Source organism: Plantimonas leprariae (assembly GCF_008802405.1).
GTDB classification, from domain to species: domain Bacteria; phylum Pseudomonadota; class Alphaproteobacteria; order Rhizobiales; family Rhizobiaceae; genus Plantimonas; species Plantimonas leprariae.
Genome location: NZ_VZDO01000017.1, coordinates 32,047 through 47,713 on the forward strand (window position 1 = coordinate 32,047; position 15,667 = coordinate 47,713).

Consider the following 15,667-nt stretch of genomic DNA (forward strand, 5'->3'; position numbering starts at 1 on the left):
GGGGCGGCCCCGGCGGCCCCGCCCTTTCGTGCCCAGCCTCGAACGGGAGCCGTCCCGCCATGTCGGCCATCGTCACGCAGCCGTCCCTGTCCGCTTCGCTGCCGCGACCGCGGCGAAGAGCGCGCCGCCGCCGCAACTGGGCGGGCCTCCTCTACGTCGCGCCGGCGCTCGCCCTGGTTCTCGCCTTCTTCCTCGTGCCGCTCGGGATGACGGCCTGGATGTCGTTGCACAACTGGCCGCTGATCGGCCTGCCGCGCTGGATCGGCGTCGCGAACTATAAGGCGCTGTGGAACGACCGCAACTTCTGGAACGCGCTCCTGTTCACGGCGCGCTACACCGCGGCCGCGACCGTCGGGCTGCTCGGCGTCGGCCTCCTCCTGGCGCTTCTGGTCGAGAAGCCGCGCCGCTTCGTCGGGGCCTATCGCACCGCCTTCTTCCTGCCCGTCGTGATCGGTTTCGCTTCGGCGAGCCTCCTCTGGGCCTGGCTGTCGAACGTCGACAGCGGCCTCTTTTCGCCGCTTGCCGAACGGCTCGGCCTGACGGCGGGGCGCGTCAACATCCTCGCGACGCTCGGCCCGGCCTTCTGGTCGGTGACCGCGATGGTGATCTGGAAGATGGCCGGCTTCTACATGGTGATCCTGATGAGCGGCCTGCAGGCGATCCCGCCGGACTATACGGAAGCGGCGCGGATCGACGGTGCCTCGGCGCTGCAGCGCTTCCGCTTCATCACCATGCCGCTCGTCCGGCGGCCCTTCGCCCTCGCGCTGATCCTCTGCGTCTCCGGCTCGATGCTCGCCTTCGACCAGTTCTACATCATCCTCGCCGGCGGCCCGCAGAACCGGACGATCACCGCGGTCTACTGGATCTTCAACCAGTCCTTCGTTTCGTTCCGGCTCGGCTACGGCGCGGCGCTGTCGATGGTGCTGCTGGCGATCCTCCTCGTCCTCAGCGTGATCCAGCTCCGCCTCCTGCGCGACCGGGAGGACGCCCGATGACCCTCGCCCTCGAACAGACGCGATCGAGCCCGGCGCGCCGCCCGCGCCGCAAGGGCGCGCGGCTGCACGCCGTCCTGTTCCACGTCGCGGGCGTCCTCGTCGCGCTCCTGTTCCTCGCGCCGATCGCGTTCGTCGTGCTCGCCTCGCTCCGCCCCCCTGCGGAAGCGGGCACGCCGCCGCTGCCGCCCTGGCCGACGACGGGCCTCGACACGGCGAGCTACGCCCGGCTCGACGCCTTCGGCGCCGGCATCCTCCACCACGCGGGCAACTCGCTCTTCGTGTCGCTCGGCACGGCGGCGGTGACGATCCTCGTCTCGGTGCTGGCCGGCTACGGCTTCTCGCGCTTCCGCTTCCCGATGAAGGGGCTCGCCTTCGTCCTGATCCTTTCGACGATCATGATCCCGTTCCAGTCGATCCTGACGCCGATCTTCCTGATCCTCGCCAAGCTCGGCCTCCAGAACACGTTGACCGGTCTCGTCCTGATCTACGTGACGCTGCAGCTTCCCTTCTCCGTCTTCATGATGCGCAACGCCTTCGACGCGGTGCCGAAGGAGATCGAGGAGGCGGCGCGGATCGAGGGCGTGAAGGGCTTCCGCCTGCTCGTCTTCGTGCTCGGACCGCTGGTGCTGCCCGGCATCGTCTCGGTCGGGCTCTTCGCCTTCCTCAACGCCTGGAACGAGTTCCTGGCGGCGCTCGTGCTCCTCACCGACCAGTCGAAGTTCACCCTGCCCGTCCTGATGACGGCGGTGCGCTCGGGCCGCTTCGGCGCGATCGACTGGGGCGCCGTGCAGGCCGGCGTCACCGTGATGATGGTCCCCTGCCTCCTTCTCTTCCTCGCCCTCCAGCGCTTCTACATCCGCGGCCTGACGGCCGGCGCGGTGAAGTGAACATTCCCGACATCGGAAAGGCCTCTTCCATGAACCAGCACGCCCTGCCCCGCGCCGCCGGCCCAACGGCGAAGTTCCGTCCGCCCGCGATCCATCAGGTCCGCGTCGGCGGCTTCTTCGGGCCGCGCGTCGATACCGTCGCGGCGGTCACGGCGCACACACTCCTCGACCGCTGCATCGAGGCGGGCATGCTGGACCAGATCGATCCCGACCGGCCGAATCCGGGCCTGCGCATCCCGTTCCAGAGCGGCAACGCCACCGTCTCGACGCAGATGTTCTGGGACTCCGACTTCGGCAAGAGCATCGAGACCGCCGCCTATGCCCTGTTTCGCAAGCCCGATCCGGCGCTGGAGGCGCGGGTCGACGAGGTGATCGACGCCTATGCTCGCCTCCAGGGCGAGGACGGCTACCTGAACTCCTGGTACCAGCGCATCCAGCCGGGCAAGCGCTGGACGAACCTTCGCGACTGTCACGAACTCTACGACGCCGGCCACCTGATCGAGGGCGCGGTCGCCTACTACCACGCCACCGGCAAGCGCAAGCTGATGGACATCATGGCGGCTTACGTCGACCACATCGCCGCGCGCTTCGGCGACGGCGACGAGAAGCGTCCCGGCTATTGCGGCCATCCCGAGATCGAGCTCGCGCTCGTCAAGCTCGGCCGGGCGACCGGCGAGCAGCGCTTCCTCGATCTCGCCCGCTACTTCGTCGACGAGCGGGGCCGCTCACCGCACTACTACGACGAGGAGGCGCGGGAGCGCGGCGCGGACCCGCAGGATTATCACTTCAAGGCCTACGACTACATGCAGGCGCACGAGCCGGTGCGCGAGCAGGATCGCGTCGTCGGCCACGCGGTGCGCGCCGCCTATCTCTATTCCGGCATGGCCGACGTCTCGACCGAGTTCGGCGACGAGACGCTGAAGCCCGCGCTGGAGGCGCTCTGGGCGCACCTGACCGAGAAGAACCTCTACGTCACCGGCGGCTTCGGCCCGTCCGCCCATAACGAGGGCCTGACCTTCGACTACGACCTGCCGAACGAGACGGCCTATGCGGAGACCTGCGCGGCGGTCGCGCTCGTCTTCTGGGCGAACCGCATGCTCGGCCTTGGTCCCGACCGGAAATACGCCGACGCGATGGAGCGGGCGCTCTACAATGGCGCGCTGGTCGGCCTGTCGCTCGACGGCACGCGCTTCTTCTACGACAATCCGCTGGAGAGCCGCGGCGAGCATCACCGCTGGACCTGGCACCGCTGCCCCTGCTGCCCGCCGAACATCGCCCGGCTGGTGGCCTCGGTCGGCACCTACATGTACGGCGAGGCGGAGGATGCCCTCGCCGTCCACCTCTATTGCGAGGGCGAGGCCGAGCTGAACGTCGCCGGCATGAAGGTGCGGGTCACGCAGGCGACGGACTATCCCGCCGACGGCAAGGTCGCCCTCACGCTCGATCCGGCGGAGTCAGCACACTTCACGTTGCATCTCCGCGTTCCCGAATGGGCCGGCACGCTCGCCGCGACGCTGAACGGCGAGCCGCTCGACGCCCCCTCTCTCACCCGGAACGGCTATCTCGCGATCGAGCGCCGCTGGGAACCGGGCGACAAGGTGACCCTCGACTTCGAGATGCCGGTGCTGCGGCTTCGCGCCGATCCCCGCATCGGCGCCAACCAGGGCCGCGTCGCGCTGCAGCGCGGGCCGCTCGTCTACTGCCTGGAGGAAACCGACAACGGCGCGGCGCTCAACTCGCTTCTCCTCGCGCCGGGAAGCGCCTTCCGCTGCGAGGCGGTGGCGGAACTCGGCGGCGCGGCCGCCCTCGTGACCGAAGGCCGGCGCGAGACGGCGGCGTCCGGCGCGCTGTATTCGGCCGCCGAGCCGGAGCGCGAGGACGCGACGATCCGGGCGGTTCCGTACTATGCCTGGGACAACCGCGCGAACGGCGAGATGCTGGTCTGGATCCGGGAAGAGGCCTCGCGATGAACGCGCCCGCGCGGATCGGCACCGCGCCGCCATCGCTCGGGACCGCCGGACTGGAGCTTCGCGGCGTCGCGAAATCGTTCGGGGCGGTCGGCGTCTTGGAAGGCATCGACCTGTCCGTCGCCGACGGCGAGTTCGTGGTCTTCGTCGGCCCGTCCGGATGCGGCAAGTCGACCCTGCTCCGCCTCATCGCAGGGCTGGAGGAGACGACCGAGGGCGAGATCCGGATCGGCGACCGCGACGTCACCGATGCCGATCCCTCGCAGCGCGGCATCGCGATGGTGTTCCAGTCCTACGCGCTCTACCCGCATATGAGCGTCGATCAGAACATGGGGTTCGGCCTGCGGATGGCGCACCGGCCGGCAACGGAGGTGGCGGAGAAGGTACGCGCCGCCGCCGAGGTGCTGCACCTGACGCCGCTGCTCGACCGCCGGCCCAGCCAGCTTTCCGGCGGCCAACGCCAGCGCGTCGCGATCGGCCGCGCCATCGTGCGCGAGCCGAAGGTGTTCCTGTTCGACGAGCCCCTGTCGAACCTCGACGCGGAACTCCGGGTCGAGATGCGGATCGAGATCGCGCGGCTGCACCGCCGGCTCGGCAACACGATGATCTACGTCACCCACGACCAGACCGAGGCGATGACGCTCGCCGACAAGATCGTGGTGCTGAACGGCGGGCGGATCGAGCAGGTCGGCTCGCCCGCCGAACTCTACGAGAACCCCTGCAACCTCTTCGTCGCCGGCTTCATCGGCTCGCCGCGGATGAACGTGCTGCCGGCGCGCGCCGTGGCGGACGGCGTCGAGGTCGCGGGCGCCCGGCTGCCGGCGCCCGCGATGCCGGACGCCGGCGACATCCGGCTCGGCATCCGGCCCGAGCACCTGCACGCCGTCGCCGACGGCGAGCCGGGGCTGCCCTTCACCGTCGACTTCACCGAGTTCCTCGGCGGCGCATCCTGGCACTACGGGCAGGTCGCGCCCGGCCTGCCGCTCGTCGTGCAGGGCGAGCGCGAGCCCGCCCCGGTTCCCGGGACAAGCTTCCGCGTCGGCTGCGCCCACAGGGACATGCGCTTCTTCGACCACGAAGGTCGGCGCATCCGCTAGCGCAGCCGCGGCATCCTCTTCAGGCGAAGGCGCGACGCAGCGCCGGCACGTTGCGGACGACGAAGAGGTCGAATGCGACCATCGCGACGATCAGGAGGCCGGACAGCGGGAACAGGACACCGAACACGACCGCCATGCCCCAGAGCATGCCGTAGACGCGCCGGCTCGTCGGATAGGGCGGCACGCCGAGCCGTCCCGCCGGACGCCGCTTCAGCCACATCGCGAGCGCCGCGACCGAAGCGAGGACGATCGCGACGCACGTCCCCAGCATCAGGAGCTGGTTCGCGAGCCCGAACTCCTGCCCCATATGGATGTTGATGCCGAGTTCGGTCAGCTTCGCCAGCGAACCGTAATCGGCATAGCTCACGTCGACGAGCGGCTCGCCGGAATACTGGTCGATATGGATCGTCCGGGCCTTCGCCAGCTCGTGCGGGAACACGGCGGCGGTATAGACGCCGGTCGCGTCGCCCGGCACGGTCACCTCGAAACCCGGCGCGAGGCCGCGATCCCCGGCGATCTCGACGGCCGCGTCGAGGCCGATCGGCTCCATCCGCATCGCGTCCGACATCGGCATGGGCGAGGCTTCCATCGTCCAGCCGACCTTGTCCATCGCGTGTTCGGCGTGCTCGCCGGAAGTCGGCACCGCGTCCCAGAGCGCCGCCGGATAGCCCGTGCCGGTGGCGGTGGCGATCTCCGTCAGCTTGCCGCCCCAGAAGCCGGACCACGGCAGGCCGGTGATCGCCAGAAAGGCGATCAGGATGCCGGCGAAGGCGCCCGTCACCGCGTGGAGGTCGCGCCAGAACACACGCTGCGCCGGCGTGCCCCGCACGGTGACGATACCGCCCGTCTGCCGGCGCGGCCACCAGAGATAGAAGCCGGATGCGACGAGGATGATGGCGAAGCCGGCGATCGCCTCGATCAGGCGGTTCGCGTAGACCCCGAAATATTCGAGGCTGTGGATCTTGCGGACGACCTCGTTGAACTCCTGGCGTTTCGCGACCGTGTCGAGCACCCGGCCGGTATGGGGATCGAGGAAGACGTAGGTGGTCTCGCCGTCCGTCGCGAGCGCGACCCGGGCGGAGGCTGTCGGCCCGGCCGGCACCCGGTAGGCGCTGAGCGTGGCCCCCGGCACGGCGGCCACGGCCCGCTTCGCCAGTTCGCTGGGCGACAGCGGCGCGGCTCCCTCGGCCGCCACGGTGTTGCGATAGGCGAAGACGGTGGCGTCGATCTCGTCCTTGAAGAGGTAGAGCGAGCCCGTCACGGCCAGGAGGATCATGAAGGGCACGGCGACGAGGCCGGCGTAGAAATGCCAGCGCCAGATGGCGCGGTAGGTGTCGAACGCGAGCGCGGCAGCGCCCGGCCGCGACGGCGCGGTGATGTCGGTCATGGGAGAAAGCCTCGAAAGCCGGCGGCGGGGGTCGGCACCGTCCTCTGGGGATCGAGTGCGCCCGCCGGCAACGGCCGAAGGAAACCTGGGCCGGAGCCCGTTGCGGATCAGCTTCGGATCGAGACTACGGGCGGACCCCGCACGGGATGCTGGACGGCGACGGGCCGGAACGGGCTCGGTGCCGAATGGTCGACCGCGATCTCGATGCGGGCGGCGAACCGGATCGGGATGCCGTTCGTCTCGGGAAGCGCGGCAAGCGCCGGCATGTGCAGGCCGGCCGCGCAGAGTTCGGCGCATGGGCAGTCGTGGCGATGGCCGGGCTCGGCCGGACGGTGCGCGCCGTCCGGCAGCGTCGAGCAGATGACCGTCAGGGGGTCGGGTGCGACCATCGCCGCCGCGGCGCGCCCCGCGAGCCCGGCCTGGAAGACGAAGGCGACAGCCAGCAAGAGGCGGAGCACGCCGCCCGACCACCTGTCCCCCGCGATCTCCCGCCAGATGCGCATGGCGAAGGCATCGCATGGCGGCGGCGGATTGTCGACGGCCCGCCCGATGCGAAGGCGGCCCTCGACGGGGGACGACGATCCTTTATCAGCGACGCCTGCGGCGGCGCTCGATCCGGCGCGCGACGGCCGCGGCGATGCCGAGCGCGATCAGAGCGCTCGCGAGCGGGCGCTTCATCGTCGCGGTGTGGAGGCTGAACGGCAGGCCGCGGAAGTAGGGGTAATGCACCTCGCCGCTGCTGTTGCCGCCATCGAGATTGTCCGTCGTCGTGAGCGGATGCGACGAGCGCGTCACCGGCGGCACGGCGAAGGCGAGCACCCGGTCCATCAGGTTCGGCGCGAGCGACGCCGCCGCGGCGACGATGCGGCCGGCGGCACCGACCGTCAGGTCCCGCACGTGGTGCGTCGCGGCGTGGAGGATCGCATCGGCGACGAGTTCGGGTGCGTAGAGCGGCGGCACGACGCGGGGCTCGGCACCGATCCGCGAACGGGCGTGCTGCGGAAACGGCGTCGCGATCCCGGAAGGCTTGATCAGCGTCACCTGCACCGGCGCGCGCTCGTGGAGGAGCTCCATCCGCAGCGCATCCGTGAAACCTTTCACCGCGTGCTTCGTCGCGCCGTAGGCGCTGAGATAGGGCACCGCCACGTCGCCGTTGACCGAGCCGACATTGATCAGCGTCCCGCCACCCGGACGGCGGCGGAAGTGGGCGACGGCGGCGAGCGAGCCGTAGACCGTGCCCCAGTAGTTCGTCTCGAACGTCTGGCGGTGCTCGGCGATCGGCATGTCGGTGAGCGTGTCGTAGACGGCGGTCCCGGCATTGTTGACCCAGGTGTCGAAGCCGCCGAAGCGCTCGACTGCGACTTGGGCGATCCGCTCGACGTCCGCTTGCGTCCCGACATCCGCGACCACCACGGCGCACCGTCCCCCCTCCGCCTCGATTCCTCGCGCGATCCGCTCCAGCGTGTCGGCGCTGCGGGCGGCCAGCACCACCGCCGCGCCGCGGCGGGCCGCGGCCCGCGCCGTCGCGAGCCCGATGCCGGAACTCGCCCCGGTGACGACGACGACCTGCTCGCGCAGGTGCTTCCGAACCGCTTCCATCCGACGTCTCGCCCTTATCCTTCGCCTGTCCGGAGTAAGGCGCGGCGCACGGGGTTGGTTCGCGGGACGAAAGCGCGCAAGGCGTGCCGTCCGCCTCTTCCGAACAAGGCGGCTATCGAAGCCGGGAGTAGGCCGAGGCGGGTCACGCCATATCTTCTCCGGCAGTCCCGGTGCTTCCGCCGGCTGAGCAGGATTGATCGCGGATGCCGCCATCGGCCATTCTTTTCGATATCGACGGGACGCTGGTCGACAGCAACGATTTCCACGTCGAGGCGTGGGACGAAGCGTTCCGCCGCGCCGGCCACGAGTTCGACGCTGAGACGCTTCACGACCAGATCGGCAAGGGCAGCGATACGCTCGTCCCGACGCTCCTGCCGGATATCGGCGAGGACGAGCGGGAAGCGATCGGCGAGGCGCACGGCGAAATCTTCAAGGCGAAGTTCATCGACCGCGTCCGCCCCTTTCCCGCCGCGCGCGAACTCATGGAGCGGGCGCATGCCGCCGGCCAGAAGGTGGTGCTCGCCTCGTCCGCCTCGAAGGCGGAACTTGACCACTATCTCGACCTTCTCGACGCCCGAGCGTTCGTCGCGGCGACGACCTCGATCGACGACGTGGAAACCTCGAAACCCGCGCCCGACATCTTCGGAACGGCGCTGAAGAAGCTCGGCTCGCCCCCGCCGGACGAGGTCGTGGTGGTCGGCGACACGCCCTACGACATCGAAGCGGCCGCCAAATGCGGGCTGCGCACCGTCGCCCTCCTTTCCGGCAAGTTCCCCGAAGCCTCGCTGCAGGAGGCCGGCGCGGTCGCCATCTATGCCGACGTCGCGGCGCTCCTCGCCGACTACGACGCCTCGCCCTGCGGAGCGAACGCGGAAGGCGTCCGGAGCTAGCGACCGGCGTAGCTGGGGCTTAGATCGGGGATCCGCCTCGCCTTTGCCCCGAGTGAGTGTTCCGCGCTAGGAACGGTGGATGGCCCGGATCTATATCACCGGCGCATCCTGTGCCGGCGTGACGACGCTCTGGCGCGGGCTCGCGGCCGCGCTCGGCACGGTTCATGCCGACTGCGACGATTTCTACTGGATGCCGACCGATCCGCCCTTCACCACGAAGCGGCCCGCGGTCGAACGAGTGTCCCTCATCCGAACGGCGCTAGGGGAGGATGGCTGGGTTTTGTCCGGCTCGTTCGACGGTTGGGGCGATCCGCTGATCGCGTCGGTGGACCTCGTCGTCTTCGTCCGCACGTCGACGCCCATCCGCATGGAGCGGTTGCGCGAGCGCGAGCGGAGGCTCTTCGGCCCCCGCATTCTGCCCGGCGGCGACATGCACGCCATCCATACCGCCTTCGCCGAATGGGCGTCGCATTACGACGACCCGGCCTTTTCCGGCCGCAACATCGGCCGGCACGACGTATGGCTTGCCGCCCAGAGCGCACCGGTGCTGCGGCTCGACGGAGCGAGGCCGCGCGAGACGCTCGTCGCCGAAGTGCTGGCGGAAGCGGCGTGCTTGCGCGGGATCGATGCCGCTTCCTGAAACCTTCGGTCCCGCGAAACGGCTGTCGTCAAATCGTCATGAGTGCCGTAATAGGCAGCCTCGATCCCTTGGCAGTGCCGGATTCCAGCCCGGTCGCCGGTCCTCGACAGGAGTTCGCATGCTTCGCCGGCTTGCCCTTCTCGGCGCCCTCCTCGCGGCTGCGCTCTCCGGTTCCGCGGCCGTCGCGCAAGGCTCGAAGCTCGTGCTCTACACCAGCCAGCCGAACGAGGACGCGCAGGCGACCGTCGACGCCTTCAAGGCCGCCCATCCGGACGTCGACGTCCAGTGGGTGCGGGACGGCACCACGAAGATCATGGCGAAGCTGCAGGCCGAGTTCGCCGGCGGCAACCCGCAGCCGGACGTGCTGCTGATCGCCGACTCGGTGACGATGGAGGGGCTCAAGCGCGACGGCCGCCTCCAGCCCTACACCGAGGCCGACACCACCGGCTTCGCGCCGACCCTCTACGACAAGGAGAAGACCTACTTCTCCACCAAGCTGATCACCACCGGCTTCATGGCGAACACCGCGGCCGAAGGCGCGCCGGCCTCCTGGAAGGACCTCGCCAAGCCGGAATTCCAGGGTCAGGTGACGATGCCGAGCCCGCTCACCTCCGGGGCGGCGCTCGTCCACGTCGCGGCGCTGGCGCAGAATCCGGACTTCGGCTGGCCCTATCTCGAAGCGCTGGCGAAGAACGGCACCACGGCGTCGGGCGGCAACGGCGCGGTGATGAAGGCGGTCGCCGGCGGCGAAAAGGCCTACGGCGTCATCGTCGACTACCTGCCGATCCGGGAAAGCACCAAGGGCTCACCGGTAAAGTTCACTTTCCCAACGGAAGGCGTGTCCGCCGTGACCGAGCCCGTGGCGATCCTGAAGACCGCGAAGAACGTCGACGCCGCCAAGGAATTCGTCGGCTTCCTCCTCAGCGAGGACGGCCAGAAGCTTGCCGCGCGCCAGGGCTACCTGCCGGCGCGCGAGGGCGTCGAGCCGCCGTCCGGCTTCCCGCCGGTCGCCTCGATCAAGCTCCTGCCCTTCGATCCGGCGAAAGCCCTCGCCGACGAGGCCGAGAACAAGAAGCGCTTCAGCGAGCTCTTCGGCGGCTGATCGCGATCGCCCGGTCTTTTCCTCGAACCGGCGACCCCGGCGGCGCGGCGATCCTCGCCGCCGCCGCCGGCTTCGTCGCGGTTCTCAGCCTCGTGCCGGTGGCGCGGCTCCTCGCCGAGGCGGTAGCGCCGGGCGGGCGGCCCGACCTCACGTTGGCCGCCGAGGTGCTGGCCTCGCGCGCGACCTGGATCGCCACCTGGCATTCGGTGAAGACCGCCGTTCTCGGCACGGCGATCTCGATCGCTCTCGGCACCGGTTTCGCCCTCCTCGTCGGGCTGACGGATGCGCGCGGCAAGGCGGCGCTCACCTTCCTGTTTCTGATGCCGCTGATGATCCCGCCGCAGATCTCGGCGCTCGCCTTCGCCCAGCTCGGCGGCCCGGCTAGTCCGCTGCTGCGCACCCTCGGGATCGCGCCGCGCCTCGGCACGCCGAACCGCTTCTTCTCGGAGGGCGGCATCGTCCTCGTGCTCGGCATCCAGCACGCGCCGCTGGTCTTCCTCGCGCTCCGCGCGGCGCTGCGGAGCCTGCCGGCGGAAGAGATCGAGGCGGCGCGGGCGAGCGGCGCCTCGCCGCGCTTCGCGCTCCGCACGATCGTCCTTCCTCTGATGACGCCGGCGCTGGCCGCTGGCGCGGCGCTCGCCTTCGTATCGGCGATCGGCAATTTCGGCATCCCCGCCTTCCTCGGCATTCCCGCCGGCTACACGGTGCTGCCGACGCTGATCTACCAGCGCCTCGCCTCGTTCGGCCCCGCGATCATCGCCGAGACCGCCGTCCTGTCGGTGCTGATCGGCGTCCTCGCCGCCTTCGGCTTCGCGGTGCAGGCCGCCGTGCTGCGCCGCCGCGACTTCCGCCTCGCCGGCACGGCACGGCGGGCCGGCGGATTCGCGCTGGGGCTCTGGCGTCTGCCGACCGAGATGCTCGCTTGGGGGACGCTCGCGCTGATCCTCGTCGCGCCGCTGGCCGCGCTCGTCGCGACCGCGCTGGTGCCGGCCTACGGCGTCAAGCTCGGGCCCGGCACGGCGACGCTGCACAACTTCGCCGAGGTGCTTTTCCGGCAGGACGCGACGGTGCGAGCCTTCCGCAACTCCTTCGCGCTCGCGGGCGGCGCGGCTCTCGTCCTGATGCTCGTCGCCGTGCCCTTCGCCTACCTCGTCGTCTGGCGGAGAGGACGCCTCGCGCGCGTTCTCAACGCCGCGGCGGAGCTGCCCTACGCCCTGCCCGGCATCGTGCTCGGCATCGCGATGATCCTCCTGTTCATCCGGCCGCTGCCCTTCGCCGGCGTCTCGCTCTACAACACGATCTGGATCATCTTCCTCGCCTATCTGGCGCGCTTTCTGATCCTCTGCATCCGGCCGGTGACGGGCGCGCTGGAGCAGGTCGACCGCGCGTTGGAGGAGGCGGCGCGGATGACCGGCGCCCGCCTGCCCTTCCGGCTCCTCACCGTGGTGCTGCCGATCCTGGCGCCGGCCGCGGCCGCCGGCGGGCTGCTCGTCTTCATGACGGCGTTCAACGAACTGACGGTTTCGGCGCTGCTCTGGTCGGCCGGCAACGAAACGCTCGGCGTCGTGGTGTTCAACCTGGAAGATGCCGGTCTCAGCGTCCTGGCGGCGGCGGTCTCGGTGGTCAGCGTCGCGGTGACGGTGGCGCTCATGCTGCTGGCGAGCCTCTTCGGCAAGCGGTTGCCGCCCGGCGTCATTCCCTGGCGAGCCTGAGCGGCCTCAGGCTGCGGCCTCGGCGGGCACGGCAGCTTCGGCCGGCAGCAGCCAACCGTCGGCGACCCGGACCCTGACGCTCGCGCCCGCCGCCAGCGGCACCGGATGGATGACGGCGAGCCTCACTTCCGGATCGGCGAGCGGCTCGACCGTCACGACCGCATGCGAGCCGGCGAAGCGAGAGGAGACGACGCGCGCCTCGAAGCCGTGCTCGCCGACCGCGAGATCGCCCGGCCTGAGGCACAGACGCCCTTTCCCGATGCGCGACGTTTCCGCGCCGGCCCGCACGCTCGCCTCGTGTCCGAAGAGGACGATCCGCGCCGCGCCGTTCTCGCAGGCGACCACGCGGCAGTCCGCCACGCGGCCCTCGCCGATGAAGCGGGCGACCCGCTCGCTTTGCGGCTCGGCATGGAGCTTCGCCGGCGGGTCGAGTTGGACGATGCGGCCGCGATCCATCACGGCGATGCGGTCGGCGAGCGCCATCGCTTCCGCCTGGTCGTGCGTGATGTAGACCATGGTCGCGCCGGTGCGGGCGTGGAAGCGCTTGAAGATATCCTCCATCGAGGCGCGCAGGTGCACGTCGAGATTGGCGAGCGGCTCGTCGAGCAGCACCACGGCCGGGTCCATCGCGAGGCACCTCGCCAGCGCGACGCGTTGGCGCTGGCCGCCGGAAAGCTCGGCCGGGCGGCGCGCCTCGAAGCCGGGAAGCTCCACCGCCGCGAGCGCCTCCGCCACCCGTTCCGTCCGCGCCGCGCCCTTCACGCCCCGCACCCGCAGCGGGTAGCCGACATTCTCGGCCACCGTCATGTGCGGCCAGAGCGCGTAGGACTGGAAGACGATGGCGACGTTGCGCGCTTCCGGCGGCACGTCCCACCCTTCGCCCGCGACGGGAACGCCGTCGAACAGGATGCGCCCGGCACTCGGCGTCTCGAAGCCGGCGACGAGCCGCAGGAGCGTGGTCTTGCCGCAGCCGGACGGGCCGAGCAGGGCCAGAAACTCGCCCTGCCCGATCTCCAGCGACACGTCGTCGAGGACGGTGCTCGCGCCGAAGCGCTTGGTCAGGTTCTCGATCCGGATCGACGACATCAGGCTCTCCCGCCGACCGGCTTTACCGCGGCGGCGCGGCGGGCTCCAGCCTCAGCCCTTTGGCGCGAGGCCGTCCAGCGCGAAGAACATCGTCTCTCCCGACGAGTCGTCCGTGCCGTCGTTGTCGGTCGCGACATAGGCCTTGCCGCTCGGGGCGATGGCGAGACCTTCGATCTTGTCGACGACGTAGCCGCCGGTCGACCGGAGATCCGGCAAGAGGTCCCGCACGACTTCCTTCCGCACCACCGGCAGTTCGCTGCCGAGCGGCGCCGGCTTCAGCTCCGACAACGCCACCCGCGTGATCTGCTTCAGCTTCGCCGCCTGCCCGATGCGGTTGTCGCGCTCGATGAGGTAGGCGTGGTCGCCGTGGATGGCGATCTCCGACAGGCCGACCCAGCCGCCCTCGCCCGCCGCCGTCTCCAGCGGATAGCCGACCGCGCCCCAGTCCTTGGTCTTCGGGTCGTAGGCGAGGAGCTTGGTGCGGTTCTTCGCGTCGTCCTTCCAGGGAAGCTGCACGGCGATCCAGAGTTTGCCGTCCGGCGCCATCGCGATGCCTTCGGCGCCGAAGCGCGTCTGCGATTCGAGCAGCGCCTTCGGGAAGTCGACCGTCTCGGTGATCGCGCCCTTCGCGTCGACATGGAGGATGCGGTGCGGAACTTCCTTCTTCGGGTCGCCCTCGCTCGCCAGCCAGAAGCCGCCCTCGCCGTCGTTCGCGATGCCCTCAAGATCGAGCTTGGCGGCGGGCTTGCCCTCGTCCGTCACCGTGATCGCGTCGGTGATGCGGGCGGGCTTTGCCGATGCGTCGATGGTGAAGATGGTCGGGGCCTTACCATAGAACGAGTCGCTGACGGCATGCAGCCGGTTCTCGTCCGACGGATCGACCGCGAGGCCGGACAGCGCACCCCAGCCGATCGGGTGCCCGTCCTTCGTCCCGGAGACGATCTGCGGATAGGCCGGCGCGCCCTCCGCCCGCTCGTAGATCATCACGTGCGAGCGCGCCGCGCCGTCCTCGCCGAGGTCGGCCTCGTTGGCGGTGGCGAAGAGGTTGCGCGAAGGGATCGCGACGCCGCCCTCCGGCGACACGCCGGACGGCAGGAGTTGCAGGAACTCCGGCGCGGCCCCCGTGTCGCGATAAACGCCCACCACCGAGCCGCGCTCGGCGAGCACGAAGATCAGCGTCTCGTCGCCGAACGTCGCGACCTCCAGCCCTTCCGGCTCGATGCCCTTCGCATCCGAGCGCTTGTCGGGATAGTGCCCGGCCTTCGCCGCCTCCATCTCGAAGGCGGGGCCGGATTCCCAGGCGACCGTGCCGTCGCGCCCGAAGATGGTGAAGCCGCGCGTGCCGCCCTTCCAGTCGCCCTCGTTCGCGACGACGAGACGGTCGGTCCCGAGCCACTTCACCGTATCCGGCTCGCGCGGCCGCGCCTCGACCCCGTCCGTGAAGGACAGCTTCCCGTCGTCCTCAGCGTCGACGCCATCCAGCGCGACGGAGCCGGCGGAGAAGTGGCCGGTCACCTTGCCCGTCGCCCCGTCGACGATCGCGACGGCGTTGTTCTCCTGCAGCGTGACGGCAATCTCGTTCCGCGCGTTGATCGACACGAATTCCGGCTCCGGGTCGTCTCCGGCCACATCGGACAGTCCGGTGAGATCGACCTTCTTCAGGCCGGAGCAATCCGGCGCGCCGTCCTTCAACGGCAGGACGACCAGATAGCCCGCCGGCATCTGCGGGATCGCACCGTCGTTCACCTCCTCGTCGCGCTCGTTCTCGATCGCGACCGCCGCGAGCGACCGGTCGGGCGAGATCGCCACCGAGTCCGGTTGGCCGCCGAGGTCGCACGTTTCCTCGACGCGCTTCGTTGCGATGTCGACGGTCGCGAGCTTGCCGGACGGATTCGCCTTGGCTTTTCCGGTATTCACCGCGACGAGCGCCCGCGGCCCGAGCACCGCGACCGAAGTCGGCTCGCCGCCCATGTCGAGAAAGCCGCCGGCCTTCGGCGCCTTCGGCTCCGCGATGTCGACGAAGCCGATGCCGCCGAGCGGGCTGTCGGAATAGACCAGGGTCCGGCCGTCCTCGCTCGCCGCGATGATCTCCGCCGAGGTCGTGGCGGACGGGCCCTTGTCCTTCGGCAGATTTGCCGCGACCGGGAACGAGGCGACCCGGTTGAACACCGGCTCCGCGGCGGCGGCGAGCGCGGACGACGCGAGAAGCGCGAGCGCGAGCGGGAGGATCGTCCTGGCGGCCAAGGGTCGGCTCCTTCGATGAGATTCGGGTGGGCCGCTTCCAAGCAGTCGCCTGTAACGACAC

At 70.2% G+C, this 15,667-nt stretch carries 13 protein-coding genes; 8 read left to right on the forward strand and 5 right to left on the reverse strand.

Features of this window, described 5'->3' with window-relative positions; translation table 11 throughout:
* The first annotated feature begins 59 nt into the window (after positions 1-59).
* From F6X38_RS18340 to F6X38_RS18360, 4 genes are read left to right on the forward strand one after another with little or no spacing between them, the layout of a single operon-like run.
* Positions 60-995 carry a carbohydrate ABC transporter permease gene (locus F6X38_RS18340; RefSeq protein ID WP_150972219.1) on the forward strand — a complete coding sequence of 312 codons (936 nt, stop codon included), beginning with the start codon at positions 60-62 and terminating at the stop codon, positions 993-995.
* On the forward strand, positions 992-1,882 hold the full coding sequence (locus tag F6X38_RS18345) for a carbohydrate ABC transporter permease (protein WP_150972221.1): 891 nt from the start codon (positions 992-994) through the stop codon (positions 1,880-1,882). The genes F6X38_RS18340 and F6X38_RS18345 overlap by 4 nt, the downstream gene beginning before the upstream one ends.
* A gap of 29 nt (positions 1,883-1,911) precedes the next feature.
* Positions 1,912-3,852: a glycoside hydrolase family 127 protein gene (locus tag F6X38_RS18350; RefSeq protein WP_161992827.1), complete on the forward strand. Its 1,941-nt coding sequence runs from the start codon at positions 1,912-1,914 to the stop codon at positions 3,850-3,852.
* On the forward strand, positions 3,849-4,946 hold the full coding sequence (locus tag F6X38_RS18360) for an ABC transporter ATP-binding protein (RefSeq protein WP_150972225.1): 1,098 nt from the start codon (positions 3,849-3,851) through the stop codon (positions 4,944-4,946). Before F6X38_RS18350 ends, F6X38_RS18360 begins: the two co-directional genes overlap by 4 nt.
* Before the next feature lie 19 nt (positions 4,947-4,965).
* On the opposite strand, the gene F6X38_RS18365 is transcribed toward F6X38_RS18360, so the two are convergent.
* The 3 genes from F6X38_RS18365 to F6X38_RS18375 all read right to left on the reverse strand — a co-directional run bounded on the left by F6X38_RS18365 (position 4,966) and on the right by F6X38_RS18375 (position 7,932).
* Positions 4,966-6,333 (reverse strand): PepSY-associated TM helix domain-containing protein, encoded by a 1,368-nt coding sequence (locus F6X38_RS18365; RefSeq protein ID WP_150972227.1) that lies wholly within the window; start codon positions 6,331-6,333, stop codon positions 4,966-4,968.
* A gap of 107 nt (positions 6,334-6,440) precedes the next feature.
* Positions 6,441-6,836, reverse strand: a complete 396-nt coding sequence (locus tag F6X38_RS18370) for a hypothetical protein (RefSeq protein WP_150972229.1) — start codon at positions 6,834-6,836, stop codon at positions 6,441-6,443.
* A gap of 85 nt (positions 6,837-6,921) precedes the next feature.
* Positions 6,922-7,932, reverse strand: coding sequence for an SDR family oxidoreductase (locus F6X38_RS18375; protein WP_150972231.1), 1,011 nt, complete (start codon positions 7,930-7,932; stop codon positions 6,922-6,924).
* A gap of 203 nt (positions 7,933-8,135) precedes the next feature.
* Here F6X38_RS18375 and F6X38_RS18380 point away from each other — a divergent pair, with 203 nt between their 5' ends.
* From F6X38_RS18380 to F6X38_RS18395, 4 genes are all read left to right on the forward strand, one after another.
* Positions 8,136-8,822 carry an HAD family hydrolase gene (locus tag F6X38_RS18380; RefSeq protein WP_150972233.1) on the forward strand — a complete coding sequence of 229 codons (687 nt, stop codon included), beginning with the start codon at positions 8,136-8,138 and terminating at the stop codon, positions 8,820-8,822.
* A 79-nt stretch (positions 8,823-8,901) separates the two neighbouring features.
* Positions 8,902-9,462, forward strand: coding sequence for a P-loop NTPase family protein (locus F6X38_RS18385; protein ID WP_150972235.1), 561 nt, complete (start codon positions 8,902-8,904; stop codon positions 9,460-9,462).
* Positions 9,463-9,580: 118 nt separating this feature from the next.
* Entirely contained in the window at positions 9,581-10,564 is a 984-nt protein-coding gene (locus F6X38_RS18390) for an ABC transporter substrate-binding protein (RefSeq protein ID WP_150972237.1), read from the forward strand.
* A 98-nt stretch (positions 10,565-10,662) separates the two neighbouring features.
* The gene (locus tag F6X38_RS18395; protein ID WP_246191428.1) at positions 10,663-12,276 is read left to right on the forward strand and encodes an ABC transporter permease; all 1,614 of its coding nucleotides are present in this window, start codon (positions 10,663-10,665) and stop codon (positions 12,274-12,276) included.
* Between the two features lie 6 nt (positions 12,277-12,282).
* Here the strand turns inward: F6X38_RS18395 and F6X38_RS18400 are convergent, their stop codons facing one another.
* Both F6X38_RS18400 and F6X38_RS18405 read right to left on the reverse strand, forming a co-directional pair.
* A complete protein-coding gene (locus F6X38_RS18400) occupies positions 12,283-13,362 on the reverse strand; it encodes an ABC transporter ATP-binding protein (RefSeq protein ID WP_150972239.1) in 1,080 nt (359 codons plus the stop codon).
* 51 nt (positions 13,363-13,413) lie between these two features.
* Positions 13,414-15,606: an esterase-like activity of phytase family protein gene (locus tag F6X38_RS18405; RefSeq protein WP_246191429.1), complete on the reverse strand. Its 2,193-nt coding sequence runs from the start codon at positions 15,604-15,606 to the stop codon at positions 13,414-13,416.
* Between the last annotated feature and the right edge of the window lie 61 nt (positions 15,607-15,667).

Coding starts and splice junctions, on each gene's coding strand:
- F6X38_RS18340 (WP_150972219.1), top strand. CDS start 60: ATGTCGGCCATCGTCACGCAGCCGTCCCTGTCCGCTTCGCTGCCGCGA.
- F6X38_RS18345 (WP_150972221.1), top strand. CDS start 992: ATGACCCTCGCCCTCGAACAGACGCGATCGAGCCCGGCGCGCCGCCCG.
- F6X38_RS18350 (WP_161992827.1), top strand. CDS start 1,912: ATGAACCAGCACGCCCTGCCCCGCGCCGCCGGCCCAACGGCGAAGTTC.
- F6X38_RS18360 (WP_150972225.1), top strand. CDS start 3,849: ATGAACGCGCCCGCGCGGATCGGCACCGCGCCGCCATCGCTCGGGACC.
- F6X38_RS18365 (WP_150972227.1), bottom strand. CDS start 6,333: ATGACCGACATCACCGCGCCGTCGCGGCCGGGCGCTGCCGCGCTCGCG.
- F6X38_RS18370 (WP_150972229.1), bottom strand. CDS start 6,836: ATGCGCATCTGGCGGGAGATCGCGGGGGACAGGTGGTCGGGCGGCGTG.
- F6X38_RS18375 (WP_150972231.1), bottom strand. CDS start 7,932: ATGGAAGCGGTTCGGAAGCACCTGCGCGAGCAGGTCGTCGTCGTCACC.
- F6X38_RS18380 (WP_150972233.1), top strand. CDS start 8,136: ATGCCGCCATCGGCCATTCTTTTCGATATCGACGGGACGCTGGTCGAC.
- F6X38_RS18385 (WP_150972235.1), top strand. CDS start 8,902: ATGGCCCGGATCTATATCACCGGCGCATCCTGTGCCGGCGTGACGACG.
- F6X38_RS18390 (WP_150972237.1), top strand. CDS start 9,581: ATGCTTCGCCGGCTTGCCCTTCTCGGCGCCCTCCTCGCGGCTGCGCTC.
- F6X38_RS18400 (WP_150972239.1), bottom strand. CDS start 13,362: ATGTCGTCGATCCGGATCGAGAACCTGACCAAGCGCTTCGGCGCGAGC.